Here is a 16,102-nt window from a genome sequence, read left to right on the forward strand (position 1 = left end):
TCAAGAGTTCTTCCCATACCATAGATATCAGAACGTGCTGCAACATCTTCCTGAGAAAGACCTGCTTCAGTTCTAGAACCAATGAGGAATTCTATAAGTTGTTTGTTGATGTTTTCGTTGCTCATACTCTGTACCTGCTAATCAGCAAAGCGTTATTGCTTGCAGATTTTAAGACGTTTTTGTCTAGAACAAGGTCAATATAGAGCCCTAGATAAGAACTGTCAATAGATTAGACCATTTTGTCTATGTAAAATGCACATTATCAGTAAAGCATTAAAATTTAGTGACTTATAACTCTGATCACTTTTTCTTATCTGATAAAAAACTCATTAATTGGGTAGGTAGCCCTTGTCATAGAGCAATCTGAATAGTCACCAGTATCGTAGCCACTTTTAGCATTACCCAAAATAGGCCAATTTATGACAAAAGAAATGAGTCCTGATTCTTGTGCTAGAAAGGATTTGGGGCACTTCTGAGTTACGAAGTGCCAACTGTGAAGGTTCTGGGTATAAACGATTTAGAATTAATACCCTACAATGTTTCTATCAGATTAGGAAAAGTATGTTGATTCCTTAATGGTTTGTTATGCACGATCAATTAGTTACTGATAAACGAATAATAGTTCCTATAATTGATACTGCCAAAGCCAAGATTGAAAGCCAAATTGAAATATTAAATTTCCTTTCTTGTTTACGCATATCTATCAACATGAGCAAATGGTTGTAGCACTGAAACTACTGTTTTGAGTAATCGCTATTTACATCATAGGGATTGCGGGTCCCATTAGATGATACGATCTTGGGGTAGTATTCGTAGAGTTGTCTCAGCATCCCTTTAAGTTCTCTGTGCGACGATTCAGCTGTCTCAGGTTCAAAAAACCTACATTTGAAGTTATTTACATCTTTTATATTCGCCATTCAGTACAACCTATTTGATTTGAACCCATTAGTGCAGAACGCCCGCAACACCGGACAAATTGAAGCGCAGCGAAAATTTGTTCCGAGTGCTTGCGCTTGTTAACACTCATTGGATTGATTTACCAAGCTTTATGAATAATGCCATGTAAGTAAACTGAATTTCTTCTATCAATTTTCTCACTTTTTCAGAATGCTTATCGCCCCAATTAGTATCGTCCTATTCAACAACACCTGTACATTCTGAAATGCAGTTTGTAGTTTGATTAGCTCCATTGACATATTAGCGTCGGCTAAAATACTTACATATGCTGACACCCTAGCTAGGGCAGAGTCAGCTTCAACCTGAAGCTTTACATCCGCAAAGAATCTATCGCGTATCATCTGGTCGAATAGTTTTTTATTGAATGAATCGCCAGAGCTGCACATTGAGTAGTACGCTTTTATAAGCGATAACGTATTGCTGTAGATTGGCTCTAGCTCTTTGACTACTCGATCGATAATATCCTTTTTAATTTCAGCAACCCGCTTTCCATCTTCAAAACGATGAGTCTCTCGCTGTAGGCTTAAGTCTTTGTCGCTCTGTAATTCAGCTACTTTTATTGATATTTCCTTAGCATTCTTATTTCCCAAGTAACCAAATATAGCTCCTAAAACTGCTACAAAGTATGGCCCGGATACCTTGACGAGTTCAATGAATCCGTTACCTATCAATTTCCAAAATTCTACATCCAAGGTGCATGGCTCCTTTGAGTGTTAACAGTGTTTTTTCAGACGACAATGTCCGTATTTTTCCAAGGTCAAATATGGATACATCTAATGTAACTATCTGGTTTAACGATTAAATACTAGAAGGACTTAGATAAATGTGGATCATGTCGTCATAATGAGATTAATCATGCCACTTTCAGGTTGATAGTCAACTTAACACATATTTTGCATGTGTTATGAAAAGAAGAAATGTCCAGCTTTGGGTGATGGTTATAAATTGAAATGGGGCAGAATCTATTAAGGGTAGCCAGTCAGATCTAATCACATCGTGGAAACGAAACTGGCAGATTGCATTCAGACTAATACAAATCATAGCTCCCCAACTTTCCGCAAGGGATGATCATAAAAGCATTTGAGGTATGTATTGCGAAGCTCCTTATCATCACACTTATCAACCTCAGCCTTAACCCGCATAGCATCAAGAAAATCAATCTCATACTTGTTTAGAGTGCATTTAGCATTATTCAATAAAGCTATTGACTCATCACTGAAGCGGCCTGTTGTCCATATCTCAAAGCGTAGTTTTTTACCCTTCCAATCACTATGTGCCTTTGCATATTTGTTTAGGATTGGTACCCTCTGTTGGAGCCACTTTTTTACTTCCTCATGCTCAACGACACCGCCTGCGCGGTGTCCTTTACACTCAATAAAAAAAATCTCACCATTTCCTTCAGATATGACATCAGCTTCAGCGGAGCCAGAGTCGGTTTTACACTTTTCATTGATTCTTATTCGATGAGATTGTTGAATTTTTGGGATGAGTGTTGCGGTGAAGTACTCAAACAGTGCTCCCCGTAAATTCCCAGCAGCACCTTCTATCTTACCTAGAGAGTCAAACAAAACGTTAAACTTTTCAGGCTCTAAAGTAGCTGTTTTAGCTGCTTCATCCAACGTTTTAATTAGGTTCTTTAACCCCTTGGCAATTTCTTTCCCAAACAAATTTTCCACCGTTGAAGGCATAACTCCAGCTTCTTTCGCCGCTTGGAATGCATCAGATTGAAAGTCATCAGCTACAAAAAAATGTAGCGTTCTACCCACCCGTTTTAATCCTCTTAGAGCCTTACACTTTCTGATAAACGGCTCTATTCCACTAAGTCCGACTTTACCTCCTAGGTACACATCACATGTAAAAAATCCCGGATTTATCTCGGAATTAGAACCTCTCTTAAAATCAGTTAAACCTGACACATAGGAAGGCCCTGCTATATCCCACGCGATAGTGCTAACTTGCGGTAAATCATAACCATCTCTATCAACTAGCTTTTTGTAACTGACCATTCCTATGTTCTTTGCCCAGTTAGAAATAGCTTTAATAAGAATATTCTCAGCCAATAAACGAGCTTGTTGTTCTGCTACGAGCCAACTCTGGTCTTCATGTTCAAGCAAGGTGACACAGCGCCCCAAACCATCAAAGTGCTTTTGGGTAAGTACACCTATAGACTCTAACCTCTTTAAAACTTCATCTGGGGATAGATGTTTTTTCTGCTTTAAAGGAGAACCACAACAAATTAGAAAATGCTTGTAAGGTATGGGGCCGCCCCTTTGTATCAACGCAGAAATAGCAAACCAGTAAGCTGAATTAGTGTCTTTAAATGCTCGATACAAAGCGTTCCAGTAGAAAGGAGAGCGATAATCTTTTCGTAGATAAATGAACCTCGCATTCCGCGCGAATTTAATCCCGCTCAATCGATGCATATCAGGGCAGCCACGGGATACTTGCTTTCTCGCTGCATCGGAAGATAAACCAAACCTTTCAACAAGCTTTTTGTTTAAATCAGAGCTAAGGGAAGGTCCTTCTTCTTTTAAGATCATTTCTACTTTGTTCATGTCACACTGCGCTATATATACTTCCATTATTATGGATAGTAGTTGTCTTTTCCTTCTTTGTACACAATCCCTTATATTAGAGTGACTTGCGAGTGATAAGTTATAGTTAATTTCTCGTCGTGTCACAGTCCTTATCTAAAGTACTCTCTATCAACTGATGTTTTGAGCTTCAAATAGCACTCGACTTCAATACTTAAAAGCAATACTCCATATAAGATTGCCCTAGTTTATTTAGTGATCAACCACGCACCGATATGTTGATTTTTACACAATTAGAACCTTGTTTATTTGATAGTTGACCATTCACAGTGGTCACGTGACGTGATTCAAGTATTGAGATATGAACTAAATGGTATATTTACAGATTTACCTAGAGTTGTTCTAGATGCGCCTGCCTAGGTTATTCCTAGCTAAATTAAATTGGATGACAACATATGTATCTTTCAGAGTTAAAAATAAAAAACTTTAGACAATTCAATGATTTTTCTCTGTCCTTTAACAAGGGGCTAAACTTGCTTGTTGGTGAAAACAACGCAGGTAAGAGTTCGGTAATCGATGCCATCAGACTTACACTTGATACGACGTCTGCTGAATGGGTAAGCTTGAAAGATACTGATTTTCATCATGGAACAGATGAGTTAAGCATTACCCTTAAATTTGAGAACTTGTCTTCGAGCGAGCTGGGAGTATTTCTGGAGCATTTAACTAATGAAGAGACTGGATCACGACATGACCGAGCAATATTAGTTGTAAACCTCAAGGCTAAACTAGCACTAAATCCTTTCAAGAAAACTCGATTTATTAAGACTGAATTTCGCTCAGGACTTAATGGTGGAGGGCCTACGATTGATAGAGATATACGAGAATATCTTGCTGCAACTTATCTGAAGCCTCTTCGAGATGCGGAAACTGAACTATCAGCAGGAAGATCTTCAAGACTTTCACAAATTCTTGGTGGTAGTTCTAGTGTGGCTGGTGACCCTATTGCAACGGAGCGTATTATTCAGTTATTGACCGAAGCAAGTAGAGCTATTCAGTCAGATAGTGCTATTCAGGCTACTCAGGCGAATATTACTAAGTTAGTAAACTCCTTAACATTCAGACCAAATGTATTTGCACCAGTTTTGAACCTTCTAGGAAGCCAAGACTATGGTGACATGAACGATTCAGAGAGAGCTTTGGCACTCAAAACCATCCTAGAAAAATTATCCCTTGAACTGGATGCTACGGGTGTTAGGCATGGTCTTGGATACAGTAGTTTACTTTTTATGGCTGCAGAATTGATGCTGATTAACCAAGAGGAAAGCCACTACTCTCTGTTACTAGTTGAGGAACCAGAAGCTCACCTTCACCCCCAACTACAACTGAAGTTCATTAACTACCTTCGAACCGAAAATAGTAATTTGCAGTGCATTTTATCCACCCATAGTCCTGTACTTGCGTCCAAGGCTCCACTGGAGAGTTTGATTTTGATGCAAAAAGGACAAGCGTTTCCGTTAAGGAAGGGATGCACAGCTCTTGAGGAGGGTGATTACATTTTTCTAGAAAAGTTTTTAGATTCCACGAAAGCGAATATGTTTTTTGCTACAGGTGTACTTTTGGTTGAGGGGATTGCTGAAGTTGTACTAATCCCTCAAATCGCGAAGTTGCTAGGTCGACCTTTAGAGGATTACGGTGTATCACTAGTTAGTGTTAACGGCTTATCGAGAAAGCGTTACGCAAAAGTTTATCGTTCTGGTTCTATAGAAGGCGCAAAGCCATTACCAATTAAAGTTGCGTGTATTACAGATTTGGATTTGTGGCCTAGTGAAGCTGAAGATACTGGAGAGGAAGGTTGTATTGGGTTTAAAAAGAAGATGGAGCCTAGTGATAGAAAACGAGGCAACCTTGACTATTGGCTTAATGAATTGACGGATGATCAGATAGAGGGGAAAAAAGCGAAGAAATCCGAATGTGATGGAGAAAATGTTCAAACCTTTATTTCTAATGAATGGACTTTTGAGTTTTGTCTAGCCAAGTATGGGCTCAGCGAGGAACTATATGAAGCAATCAGAGGTAACCTCGATGGTTATGACGCATTAAGCTCTAATAATCAGGAAAGAGCGGTACAGATATATAGCTTTATAGAGGGCGGGAAAAGTGAAGTGAGTTACTCGCTGGCTAACTTGCTATCTCGTTATGAAGGGCGTGCAGAAGAGCTAAAAGCAAAGCTACCACCTTACATTATCGATGCAATTGAATATGTAACAGAACCATTCATCAGTGAAGAGGAGCTTTCGCAAGATGATTGATATAAGCAATGAAGACATCAATGCGGTTGAAAGCACTCTCGGTTTAACTTTCGACGAAACAAGAAGACGAATCATCTCCACCTATGATGATGTTCAAGCGTGCCCCGGCAGTGGTAAAACAACTTTAGTGGCAGCTAAGTTAATGATACTTGCCAAAAAGTGGAAATCAGGCCATCAGGGGATATGTGTATTAACTCATACGAATGTTGCCAAAGAAGAAATAATTGATCGGCTGAATGCGAGTTCTGATGGACGAAAATTACTCTTTTTTCCACACTTCATCGGAACAATACAAGAATTCGTGAATAAATTCTTAGCAATACCTTATCTACGCTCAAATGGATTTACAGTGACTCATATCGATGATGATATATGTAACAGCAAAGGTTGGAGTCTACTGGATATTGGTACGAAACGTTACCTTGAGCAACGTCATATATCTTCCTTGGATAAATTGCAATACAGGCTCGTTGATGAGCGACTAGTCCTAGGCGTCCCTGGTTTTAATTCAGCATCTCCCTCACGCAGTTATAAAAATTTGGAGTCGGTGAAAGCGACTCTATTAGAGTTAGGTTACTTTTATTTTCATGAGATGTATGCATTCGCAGAGCATTATTTACTAAGCAATCCATCGATATATCCTGCTATAAGGTCGCGCTTTCCATATGTATTTATAGATGAAATGCAAGATACGCAAAAATTCCAAGATGAACTTCTCAACAAGTTATTTGATGTTGAAAGCGTTTTATTTCAAAGGTTTGGTGATCCTGATCAAGCGATCTACAGTGGTGATCAAGAGGAGAATGAGTCTTACAATCGAATTGAATTAAGTAAAGTCGAAAATAGTCATCGATTTACTAATTCTGTAGCAGTTTTGGCAAAAAACCTCAGTTACAACCGCATTAACTTACAAGCTCCTGCTGATGCTTCAGAAAATACGTTTCACACCATCTTTTTAGTTGATGAGAACTCACGGTATGCTGTTTTCGAAAAATTTGCTGAATTATGTGTGCAAGCTGTCCCTGAAAACTGTAAACGCAAAATAAAAACAGTGGGCGCTGTTGGGACTAGAAAGGAGGGGGGATTGACGATTTGCAACTATCTTGATTCTTTTGATAAGTCTAGCTCGGCAAGTGCCTTTAAACCAAGCAAGCTTATTCATTACCTCTACGAAGGACGTCGACACAAAGACTACCACGTATCATATCGCTTAATTTTAGATGGCATATCTAGGCTCGGTCGAAAGGCTGGTGCTGAGTTGCTGCACCAAGAAGGTAATATTGCCTACTCTGTGAATGCTATTCGTAGGTATTTGAAGGAGTTCAATCATACTCTCGATTTTAACCTGGTTGCCATGGGGTTAATTACCAATGACCTTAATGCTCAAAACTGGAGAAGTGCGATTGAACATTTTTGCGAGATTTTAGCTTTAACCATCCCCGCTGGTCTTGAGGAATTCATTTCCTTTGATTCTGATAGATTAGAGGAAGACAATACCGAACAGGGTCACCGTCTAAATACGGTTTATACAAATGTCTCGGGACGAGTGATTGAAAATGAAGTCACAACGATTCATGCCGTAAAGGGAGAAACACACGCAGCTACACTAGTTTTAGAAACCAAGTTTCATCAGAAAGATATTGCAACACTAGTTCAGTACATCCTTAATGAGGATAGAAATAAACCTAGAGGAGCTCGTAAAATTAAGTTTATGAAACAGTTGTATGTAGCACTTACAAGACCTGAGCATTTACTTTGTTTAGCAATGGACAAATCTGACTTTCCGTCTTCGTTGGTTAGCGTAAGAGAACATGCGGGTTGGAAAATACGCGATCTTACTTTGGAGTAAAAAAGTGCGTAATTTTCAGATCGGGTCTGAATTAGCACGGTTTATCTGAAGAGAATAACTCTTTTTTTGGCGCTGACTCATTTCTGTGTCCTCCAGTTTGTTACTCGGGATTATGTCGTATGTAGCAAAGGAGTAGTGATGAGGAAGAGTGCTTTCTCGTATTATAGAGCTCTGACTAGTATCCAATCATCGAGATTTGGTTTGGTCCAATTAATGGGATAGTTGAGAAGTATGAGAGAGTTTTCTCAGGTTTTGGTTAGAGAAAGGGCTTTTGTTGAGGAAGCTGTGAATCCATTGAGGTTACTGACTTCTCTCAGAATTCATAAATACAAAAATTAATTCTTGTTGGCGCACAATCATCCTTCAGGCGTCGCTGAGCCGAGCCAAGCTGACAGAAGGATTACAAGGCGTCTCATCGACGCATTAGCATTGGTGGATATTCGTATTTTGGACCATTTCGTCATCGGAGATGGGGAAAGTGTCTCTTTTGCTGAAAGAGGCTGGATATAACTGTGCGTTTTTTAGGTTGTTAGTTGCTAAAAATCTGCTATCATCCACGCCACTAAATTTTTAACTGAATTCAGCTTGGACTGCTAAAAAAATCTGCTGTCTAAAAAAAGATCACGAAAACCTGTAAAAAGGATCTGTTCGGGTCTTGAGCAATGCATATCAAGTTAGTATAATGCGCGACCTTTGATAGCCTTGTATGGATTTTCCATAGCGGTTCTTAACCTCTAACTTCTTTTCGAGAGATAGAGAGGTTCGGCCACCAAGGTTGATATCGAGCTGAAACGATTTTGGAGAAGACATTCATGTCACGAGTATGCCAAGTAACTGGTAAGCGTCCAGTAACGGGTAACAACCGTTCACACGCACGAAATGCTACTAAGCGTCGTTTTCTGCCGAACCTACAAACTCATCGTTTCTGGGTAGAGAGCGAAAAACGTTTTGTTAAACTACGTCTATCTGCTAAAGGTATGCGCATCATCGACAAGAAAGGTATTGATACTGTTCTTGCAGACATGCGTGCACGTGGCGAAAACGTTTAAGAGGAAATAAGCAATGGCAAAGAAAGGCGTTCGTGAGAAAATCCGTCTAGTATCTTCTGCAGGTACAGGCCACTTCTACACAACTGATAAGAACAAGCGTAACATGCCAGGCAAATTTGAGATCAAAAAGTTTGATCCAGTAGTTCGCCAGCACGTTATGTACAAAGAAGCAAAAATCAAATAATTGGTTTCAGTCTCTTTGATGAATTGAAAAACCCAACTTTCGAGTTGGGTTTTTTATTACGTGAATAAAAGTGCTGAAGAAAAGGTTCAGTACGTCATCGGGTTATAAAGCACTGCTGAAGTTATTCTACTGGTCCGACTCTATACTCTAATTTTTGATTGATCGCCTCTGCCGCTTAGTTACAACTTCCCTACACACTTGCACATCGTTGTTCTAGTCAAGCTCAATACTCTTTGGTAATTTACTCATAACGATAAGAGAGTAGAGATGGTTATGCGTGTGAGTCCGGCTCGTCGCCGCCGATGGAACAATATTCTTATTCTGGGCATTATCGCATTTATAGTGATCTTAAATGCGCCGATGTGGATCAAAACTTACCTATTAACAGATCAAGCAGACCCTTACCCAAATGTACTTCGCTCCGACTATACGGTGGAGTCTTTGTACTATAGTGGCTGGGAGTTCGAGCTGCATGATGGACGGTGGCAATCCAACATCAAAGTTGATGCACCGATCAGTGAACTTGTATCACGCTGGCAATCATTGGAAGGGACCGAGCTCACCTCAGAACAGTACGATCATTTAAAACCTAACCTGACGGTACCTGAAACGGTAGAAGTTTGGTATCAGGATCTCGAAGAGCCGCAGCGGGTGACTTTCTTTCGTTTACCTGATTTTTGGCTATTTAAAACCTGGCAAGACAAATGGGTCGCTATCTCCGTCGATGAAAACTACCTTATGCCAGAGTAGAGCCTTTTTGCGCCTATACCCCTAATAAGCTTCCCTATTTATCGTTTTTCTTTTCGATTATGCTAGCAGCGAGAACTATTAGCCGGTGAATTGGAGAATCTAATGCCTGAGTTGCCAGAAGTTGAAGTGAGCCGTATGGGGATTAGCCCCCACATGGTTGGACAAACGATCCAGTCGTTTACTTTTCGAACGCCTAAATTGCGCTGGGATATTCCTACAGAGCTTAAAAAATTGGAAGGGCAGGTGATCCGTGCGATTAGCCGTCGTGCGAAATACTTACTGATCGAGACAAACACAGGTACAGCCATTGTTCACTTGGGCATGTCTGGGTCTTTACGTGTCCTAGATGCCGACTTTCCGCCAGCAAAGCACGATCATGTGGATCTCAAACTAAGCAGTGGAAAAATACTGCGTTATAACGATCCGCGTCGTTTTGGGGCATGGCTGTGGTGTGCTCCTGGCGAGTCACATGCTGTGCTAGCAAACATGGGGCCTGAGCCTTTAACTGAAGAGTTCAATGCGGAATATGTAGCGGAGAAAGCTAAAAATAAGCGTGTCGCCGTCAAGCAGTTCATCATGGACAACAAAGTCGTGGTTGGTGTTGGGAACATCTACGCGAATGAGTCGTTGTTTAAATCTCGAATTCACCCTTCAAGGCCCGCAGTTAAGTTGACTTCTCAAGAGTGGGGGTTACTTGTTGAAAATATCAAAATGACACTTGAGATTGCCATTACGCAAGGTGGGACTACGCTGAAAGATTTTGCGCAAGCCGATGGAAAGCCGGGTTACTTTGCACAAGAGTTATTGGTTTACGGAAAAGCCGGAGAGCCATGCCCAGAGTGCGGCGAACGACTTCAAGAGCTAAAGATTGGCCAACGTAATACCTTCTTTTGTAGTGAGTGTCAGAAGTAAGTCGAGCTATTATCGAGCTTAAGTTGTTGTAATCTTGCGTTCGAGCCTCAATAATTCAATCAGTTTCGAATAACTTAGTAAATTATATGAAAGTCATTTATCCGGGCACTTTTGATCCAGTGACTAATGGTCACCTCAATCTAATAGAACGTACTCACGAAATGTTTGATGAGGTTGTGATTGGCGTAGCCGCAAGCCCATCGAAGAACACTATGTTTTCATTGGAAGAGCGCGTTGCACTGATGCAGGACGTTGTAGCGCATTTACCTGGTGTGACGGTAAAGGGGTTCTCCGGGTTATTAGTGGATTTCGCGAGAAATGAGAAAGCTAAGGTTCTTATTCGTGGTTTACGAACAACGGTAGACTTTGAATACGAGTTTGGACTGACCAACATGTACCGAAAGCTATTACCAGGAATCGAGAGCGTATTTTTAACTCCTGAAGAAGAGTTTGCGTTTTTATCGTCGACTATCGTGAGAGAAGTAGCGATTCATGGCGGAAGTATCGAACAATTCGTTCCCAAGCCAGTAGCCATCGCGATTGGGGAAAAACTGAATGAAAGACAGTAAGTTCCCTTATTATTTCTCAAACGCTCTCTCGATACTTATCCCTCGCTTTGTATATCGAGCACAAGCCAAGCGTTTACTTTCGAATCTGACCGAGGCAGAGCTGCAACGCTGTCTTGAGCGGGTGAACTATTACAATAAGTGTGAAACGCCGTTTTCAGTCGATAGCCGAGAACAAAGTTACTCGACCATCGATACATTCAAAAAAACGAAAGGCTGGACGTATTTTTTCGATCTTCGCCAAGTTGTACGCTATTTCCCTTCCAGTTTTGCGTTTAACTACATCAACGGCGATGTTACACACATCCCCAATGTACCGAGCTTTATAAAAAGCCGCCCTATTTTTGGTAACAACCAAAATTCAGTGGTGTTGAAACTTAATCAAGTTCGTCATTTTAAATTTATTGACGATCCTGTTCGCTATCAAGATAAAAAGGACATGGTAGCGTGGCGCGGCGTGGGTTTTCAGCCGCATCGTAAAAAGGTGATTCATGCGTTTTACAACCATCCGCAATGCAATATTGGCCAGACCCGCCCGGTAGAAGGGAAACCATGGGAAAAGGGCTTTATGAGTATTGAAGAGCAACTGCAGTATAAGTTTTTGCTCTGTATAGAAGGCAATGATGTGGCCACCAACCTTAAGTGGGCTATGTCGTCTAACTCCTTGGTTATTATGTCAAAGCCAAAATATGAGACTTGGTTTATGGAAGGTAAGTTAGAGGCAGGCGTCCACTATGTTGAAGTGAAGGATGACTATTCGGATTTGCCCGAAAAGATGGATTATTACCTAGCGAATGAGCAAGAAGCATTAGCGATCATTGAAAATGCGCACCAGTGGGTTGAGCAGTTCAAAGATAAGCGTAAAGAGCGTTTGATCTCATTGATGGTTGCCGATAAGTACTTCGCTTTATCTCAGCAACAATAAAAAAGGGGCGAAACGCCCCTTTTTTATCATCTTAAGCTTCTAGAAATTGATCAACACCATTCTCACAGCGTTTAAGCTTGTTTTTAATGGTGTTCTCTAAAATCTCGTCATTTTGTCCGAGTGACGCGCGCGAGTTTTCTACGTGGTACAAGTGGTAGCCTACACCTGCGAATTTTAGGTAAAGACGTGACTTACCCGCATTCAACATGCGATGAACAAACTCGCTGTCTTCGCGTCCCCATCCAACAAAATCTTGGTTGAAGCCATTCACCTCGATGACATCTTGTCGCCAAAACGCCATGTTGCAACCGCGAGTGGCTTTATCGTTATTGCGCTCGTAAGAGAACCATTTCGATAGCAAAGCGTTGGTGATGCAGTTTTTACGATTGCGAATGCCTTTGCTGAAGATAGAAGGTACTAAGCCGTTTTCCATGATGGCCTTGCTGCAGTTTTCATCCGTTAACACACGTCCACCCTGCACAAACCAATTTGGCTTTGCGACTTGCTTATGTGATTCAATAAACGTTTGGGACAGCACCATGTCGCCATCAATCATGATGAGGTAGTCACCTGATGCTTTGGCGATCGCACGGTTGCGGCTCATTGAAAGCTGAAAGCCATTATCCTCGTGCCAACTATGAATCAGTGGAACCGGAAAACCTTCACGCATTTGGTCAACCATTGCTTTGGTGTCTTCTCGAGAGCCATCATCTGCAACAATTACTTCGTCAGGCAAAACGGTTTGACGTTTCACGCTTTCTAACACCGCTTTTAATGCTTCTTTCCAGTTGTAAGTGGTGATAATTAAAGTCGTTTTCATGATTTTTTTGCCTGTTCACGTAAGTAGAGATCGATATATTTTACAAAAGTAGAGTGCATGCTTAGCCAAGCTAGAATGAAGCCATGCTTGCCATCAAGGAAGCCTCGTTTGAGAACATACATCTTCAAAAAGCTAGCAAGAGCGTGAACGATAGCGGTCGTTAAACCCGCTTTCTTTTTACCTTCACGTTCATCCGTCCAGGCCTTAAGGTAGCCAGTGGTTTTATTGATGTAATGATGAAGGTGCTCGTAAGTGTAGTGATGCAGTCGACCATCCAGTTTTTCAGTTTGATAGTTTTTCTCATCAACTTTTTCATGAACGAGCGAATCATTATATTGTGTATATTCGGTGCGATATAAGCGCACAATCCAGTCTGGAGACCAACCAGAATGGTAGATGAACTTACCAAACGCTGAGCTTAGTCGATTAAGTTTGTATAAAACGTTCGGCTTATTGGCTGATACCGCGTGTAAGATACTTTCTTTTAGCTCTGGAGTGACTTGTTCGTCCGCATCAAGCCACAAAACGTAGTCTGCCGTAACGTATTGCTGCGCCAGTTGGCGCTGTTTACCGAATCCTGGCCAATCTAGGTTGGTGTAAAACTTATCTGTGTATTGTCGGGCGATTTCTTCAGTGCGATCAGTGCTGCCCGAGTCTAGAAGGACAATCTCATCGACCCAATCTTTTACTGTGTCTAGACAAGCTTGTAAGTGCTTCTCTTCATTTTTTACAATTAAGGCAACGGCTAAGGTTGGTTTGGACAAGGTCATTTCCTTCTTAACAAATCAAGACAGTAAGTTTACTGGTATTGAGGATACAAATCTTCTAAGACTTGATCGAACATGCTCATTACTTGAGTGCTGGTAATGCGGTTCATTGCCGTTTCATCTTTAGCGCGAGTTCGCCAGCTTAACTCGTGACTGTTTTTACCTGTTTCCGCAAAGATCGTTTCTTCATACACTGAGACAACGTATTTTAGATAACGGTAAGGTCCCACTCGCAGCGGATTATGGTGTGCATAGAGCCCGATGATTGGCGTTTTCATGGCATTCGCCATGTGTGCTGGTCCGGTATCGGGGGCGATGACCATTTCAACCTTATCTATTAACGCAAGCATTTGCAGAATTGAACTTTGTCCAACTAAATTTAGACACGGTTCTTCCAAGCCAGATTGAATGGCTTCTGCCAGATCCAATTCTACCTGAGCAGGGCTGCCTGCCAGAATCACGTTCCAGCCTTTTGCTCTGGCGTGATGAATCACATCCACATAACCTTCCGCGTTCCAGTTTTTATAAGCTTTGCTCGCACCAGGCACAATCAGCAGGTTAGGTTTACTACGAGAAATATGAGACTCTGCCCAAGCTTGGTCGTGGTCTGAATAAGAAAGTACCCAGTCTAGTCCTGCCTTTGGTACCCCAATTTGATGGGCAAAGGCCATTAAGCCATCTGCGACATGCAGAGATTGCGGGGAAGGCACTTTGACATTGGTAAATAGTGTTTGAAAGTCCTGGCTTCTATCAGAAGAGAAACCAAGTTTGTATTTTGCTTTAATGCCCAACGTTGCGACACTCGCTCGAATCGCGTACTGCATATGCAATAGCGCATCAAACTCTCTGCCTTTCAGCTGTCGCCAAAGTGATTTGTAGCCATCAAGTCCCGCTTTTTTATCAAAAACAATCACTTCTACACCATCGATGGCGGCTAATAACTGGGCTTCAAGTTTACCCGTTATCCAAGTAATCTGGGTCGAAGGCCAGTGTTTCTGAATAGCTTGAATTGTGGCGATAGTATTGCAAACGTCTCCGATAGCGGACAAACGCAAGACGCATAGTGACGATGGGGCAGAAGTGAACATAATTATTGTCTGATTCGATGAATAGAGGCAGGTAAATTATGCAGACATCCCCAATAAATGTAAAATACACGGCTCGAATATAGCTAAGTACTGATAAGTGTTCTGCAATGTCAAAGACAACACCACATCAATCGCAAGAATCTGGCAAGCCGGGTAATACCGGACTAAAGCGCATCGTTAAAGCGACGGGTTATTCGATCCAAGGATTAAAAGCGGCTTTTAAGCATGAAGCTGCCATTCGACAAGAGTTGGCTCTGTTGAGTATCGCCGTGATTTTGGCTTGGCTAGTGGATGTCGGCATGGTTGAGCGTATCTTAATGATCGGGGTCGTGGTATTAGTCTTGATTGTAGAGCTTGTAAACTCAGCGATTGAGGCGGTAGTGGATCGTATCGGTATTGAACGGCATGAACTCAGTGGTCGAGCTAAAGATATAGGCTCTGCTGCCGTTATGGTTGCTTTGGCGTTTGCTGCATTTACTTGGTTGTATATATTAGCCAGCCGGTATTTAGGCTAGAGGGTGAGCGTATGACTCAACAGTATAAAAACAACAACCAAGTGATCTGGTTTGATGACGAGATCATTACAGACCCTAGCCAACCGATATTTGATGCGGAATACTGGCAGTCCTCCGACAAGGTGGTTGGCAGTGCGACGGGGCGAGGCACGACATGGTTTATCCAACTAGAGAACATGCAAGCGGCACTACGTCATTACCGTCGTGGCGGTTTGTTTGGGAAGTTAGTTAACGATCATTATTGGTTCTCTGGCTGGGATAACACCCGTTGTGCGCAAGAGTTTCAGCTTTTGTTGGCGCTAATTGAGGCTGGGGTGCACGTTCCTCGTCCTATTGCAGCAAGAGCCGTAAAGTCAGGACTCTTCTATCAAGCTGATTTATTAAGTGAGCGAATCCCAAACGCCAGAGATCTGGTTAGTATCTTGCAAGAACAGTCTTTATCGGTAGAAATGTATCAGAAAATAGGGCAAGAAATTGCCAAGATGCATCAGGTTGGCGTTAACCATACTGATTTGAATATCCACAATATCTTGATCGACGACAAAGATAAGGTATGGATTATCGATTTTGATAAGTGTCGTTTTGAAACTTCTGGTGACTGGAAGCATCAAAATCTAAATAGACTTCTGCGTTCATTTAATAAAGAGCGTTTAAAGCGACAGATTATTTGGCAAGAGTCCGATTTTGAACATTTTCAGGACGGTTATGCTTCTCAATCTTAATTGAGTTTTTTATCATTTTATATTGATTGCTCTAAGTAAGCCTTCTTGAGTCTCACGATGCTCGAGTGAGTCTATAAACTACAATAATCATAAAGTATTCATGTGTATCTGATGGCACAAAAATTAACGTAGGTAACATTTGTAATGAAAAT

15 protein-coding genes and 1 pseudogene are annotated in these 16,102 nt (G+C 41.4%); 11 read left to right on the forward strand and 5 right to left on the reverse strand.

Annotated features, from left to right (window positions below):
* Positions 1 to 1,094: 1,094 nt before the first annotated feature.
* Together IQR33_RS29260 and IQR33_RS29265 are read right to left on the reverse strand one after the other, a co-directional pair.
* On the reverse strand, positions 1,095 to 1,649 hold the full coding sequence (locus tag IQR33_RS29260; RefSeq protein ID WP_193837504.1) for a hypothetical protein: 555 nt from the start codon (positions 1,647 to 1,649) through the stop codon (positions 1,095 to 1,097).
* A gap of 345 nt (positions 1,650 to 1,994) precedes the next feature.
* Entirely contained in the window at positions 1,995 to 3,512 is a 1,518-nt protein-coding gene (locus IQR33_RS29265) for a hypothetical protein (protein WP_228010031.1), read from the reverse strand.
* A gap of 434 nt (positions 3,513 to 3,946) precedes the next feature.
* Here IQR33_RS29265 and IQR33_RS29270 point away from each other — a divergent pair, with 434 nt between their 5' ends.
* From IQR33_RS29270 to IQR33_RS29310, 9 genes and pseudogenes are all read left to right on the forward strand, one after another.
* Positions 3,947 to 5,803 carry an ATP-dependent nuclease gene (locus tag IQR33_RS29270; protein WP_193837506.1) on the forward strand — a complete coding sequence of 619 codons (1,857 nt, stop codon included), beginning with the start codon at positions 3,947 to 3,949 and terminating at the stop codon, positions 5,801 to 5,803.
* Positions 5,796 to 7,652 carry a UvrD-helicase domain-containing protein gene (locus tag IQR33_RS29275; RefSeq protein ID WP_193837507.1) on the forward strand — a complete coding sequence of 619 codons (1,857 nt, stop codon included), beginning with the start codon at positions 5,796 to 5,798 and terminating at the stop codon, positions 7,650 to 7,652. Before IQR33_RS29270 ends, IQR33_RS29275 begins: the two co-directional genes overlap by 8 nt.
* Positions 7,653 to 7,994: 342 nt before the next feature.
* A pseudogene (locus tag IQR33_RS29280) lies at positions 7,995 to 8,162 on the forward strand (JAB domain-containing protein); the annotation flags it as partial.
* Positions 8,163 to 8,464: 302 nt separating this feature from the next.
* Positions 8,465 to 8,701: a 50S ribosomal protein L28 gene (rpmB, locus tag IQR33_RS29285; RefSeq protein WP_005384783.1), complete on the forward strand. Its 237-nt coding sequence runs from the start codon at positions 8,465 to 8,467 to the stop codon at positions 8,699 to 8,701.
* Between the two features lie 13 nt (positions 8,702 to 8,714).
* Positions 8,715 to 8,885, forward strand: a complete 171-nt coding sequence (rpmG, locus tag IQR33_RS29290; RefSeq protein ID WP_004410866.1) for a 50S ribosomal protein L33 — start codon at positions 8,715 to 8,717, stop codon at positions 8,883 to 8,885.
* Positions 8,886 to 9,158: 273 nt separating this feature from the next.
* Positions 9,159 to 9,635: a hypothetical protein gene (locus tag IQR33_RS29295; protein WP_031777180.1), complete on the forward strand. Its 477-nt coding sequence runs from the start codon at positions 9,159 to 9,161 to the stop codon at positions 9,633 to 9,635.
* A 102-nt stretch (positions 9,636 to 9,737) separates the two neighbouring features.
* Positions 9,738 to 10,547, forward strand: a complete 810-nt coding sequence (mutM, locus tag IQR33_RS29300; RefSeq protein WP_064368909.1) for a bifunctional DNA-formamidopyrimidine glycosylase/DNA-(apurinic or apyrimidinic site) lyase — start codon at positions 9,738 to 9,740, stop codon at positions 10,545 to 10,547.
* Between the two features lie 86 nt (positions 10,548 to 10,633).
* Positions 10,634 to 11,116, forward strand: a complete 483-nt coding sequence (gene coaD, locus IQR33_RS29305) for a pantetheine-phosphate adenylyltransferase (protein ID WP_017820709.1) — start codon at positions 10,634 to 10,636, stop codon at positions 11,114 to 11,116.
* Entirely contained in the window at positions 11,103 to 12,038 is a 936-nt protein-coding gene (locus IQR33_RS29310) for a glycosyl transferase family 90 (protein WP_017820710.1), read from the forward strand. The genes coaD and IQR33_RS29310 overlap by 14 nt, the downstream gene beginning before the upstream one ends.
* A 31-nt stretch (positions 12,039 to 12,069) precedes the next feature.
* Here IQR33_RS29310 and IQR33_RS29315 read toward each other — a convergent pair whose 3' ends face one another.
* The 3 genes from IQR33_RS29315 to IQR33_RS29325 are packed head-to-tail and all read right to left on the reverse strand — an operon-like array spanning position 12,070 to position 14,713.
* On the reverse strand, positions 12,070 to 12,858 hold the full coding sequence (locus tag IQR33_RS29315) for a glycosyltransferase family 2 protein (protein ID WP_054701158.1): 789 nt from the start codon (positions 12,856 to 12,858) through the stop codon (positions 12,070 to 12,072).
* Entirely contained in the window at positions 12,855 to 13,622 is a 768-nt protein-coding gene (locus tag IQR33_RS29320; protein WP_005395793.1) for a glycosyltransferase family 2 protein, read from the reverse strand. Before IQR33_RS29320 ends, IQR33_RS29315 begins: the two co-directional genes overlap by 4 nt.
* A 35-nt stretch (positions 13,623 to 13,657) precedes the next feature.
* Positions 13,658 to 14,713: a glycosyltransferase family 9 protein gene (locus IQR33_RS29325; RefSeq protein WP_193844278.1), complete on the reverse strand. Its 1,056-nt coding sequence runs from the start codon at positions 14,711 to 14,713 to the stop codon at positions 13,658 to 13,660.
* Between the two features lie 107 nt (positions 14,714 to 14,820).
* Between IQR33_RS29325 and IQR33_RS29330 the strand changes: the two genes are divergently transcribed.
* Together IQR33_RS29330 and IQR33_RS29335 are read left to right on the forward strand one after the other, a co-directional pair.
* A complete protein-coding gene (locus IQR33_RS29330) occupies positions 14,821 to 15,228 on the forward strand; it encodes a diacylglycerol kinase (protein ID WP_005395798.1) in 408 nt (135 codons plus the stop codon).
* Positions 15,229 to 15,239: 11 nt separating this feature from the next.
* Entirely contained in the window at positions 15,240 to 15,950 is a 711-nt protein-coding gene (locus IQR33_RS29335; RefSeq protein WP_005379425.1) for a 3-deoxy-D-manno-octulosonic acid kinase, read from the forward strand.
* Positions 15,951 to 16,102 lie beyond the last annotated feature (152 nt).

The sequence above is a fragment of the Vibrio sp. OPT46 genome, from assembly GCF_015163535.1.
Classification (GTDB): Bacteria; Pseudomonadota; Gammaproteobacteria; order Enterobacterales; family Vibrionaceae; genus Vibrio; species Vibrio alginolyticus.

Coding starts and splice junctions, on each gene's coding strand:
- IQR33_RS29265 (WP_228010031.1), bottom strand. CDS start 3,512: ATGAACAAAGTAGAAATGATCTTAAAAGAAGAAGGACCTTCCCTTAGC.
- IQR33_RS29270 (WP_193837506.1), top strand. CDS start 3,947: ATGTATCTTTCAGAGTTAAAAATAAAAAACTTTAGACAATTCAATGAT.
- IQR33_RS29275 (WP_193837507.1), top strand. CDS start 5,796: ATGATTGATATAAGCAATGAAGACATCAATGCGGTTGAAAGCACTCTC.
- rpmB (WP_005384783.1), top strand. CDS start 8,465: ATGTCACGAGTATGCCAAGTAACTGGTAAGCGTCCAGTAACGGGTAAC.
- rpmG (WP_004410866.1), top strand. CDS start 8,715: ATGGCAAAGAAAGGCGTTCGTGAGAAAATCCGTCTAGTATCTTCTGCA.
- IQR33_RS29295 (WP_031777180.1), top strand. CDS start 9,159: ATGCGTGTGAGTCCGGCTCGTCGCCGCCGATGGAACAATATTCTTATT.
- mutM (WP_064368909.1), top strand. CDS start 9,738: ATGCCTGAGTTGCCAGAAGTTGAAGTGAGCCGTATGGGGATTAGCCCC.
- coaD (WP_017820709.1), top strand. CDS start 10,634: ATGAAAGTCATTTATCCGGGCACTTTTGATCCAGTGACTAATGGTCAC.
- IQR33_RS29310 (WP_017820710.1), top strand. CDS start 11,103: ATGAAAGACAGTAAGTTCCCTTATTATTTCTCAAACGCTCTCTCGATA.
- IQR33_RS29315 (WP_054701158.1), bottom strand. CDS start 12,858: ATGAAAACGACTTTAATTATCACCACTTACAACTGGAAAGAAGCATTA.
- IQR33_RS29325 (WP_193844278.1), bottom strand. CDS start 14,713: ATGTTCACTTCTGCCCCATCGTCACTATGCGTCTTGCGTTTGTCCGCT.
- IQR33_RS29330 (WP_005395798.1), top strand. CDS start 14,821: ATGTCAAAGACAACACCACATCAATCGCAAGAATCTGGCAAGCCGGGT.
- IQR33_RS29335 (WP_005379425.1), top strand. CDS start 15,240: ATGACTCAACAGTATAAAAACAACAACCAAGTGATCTGGTTTGATGAC.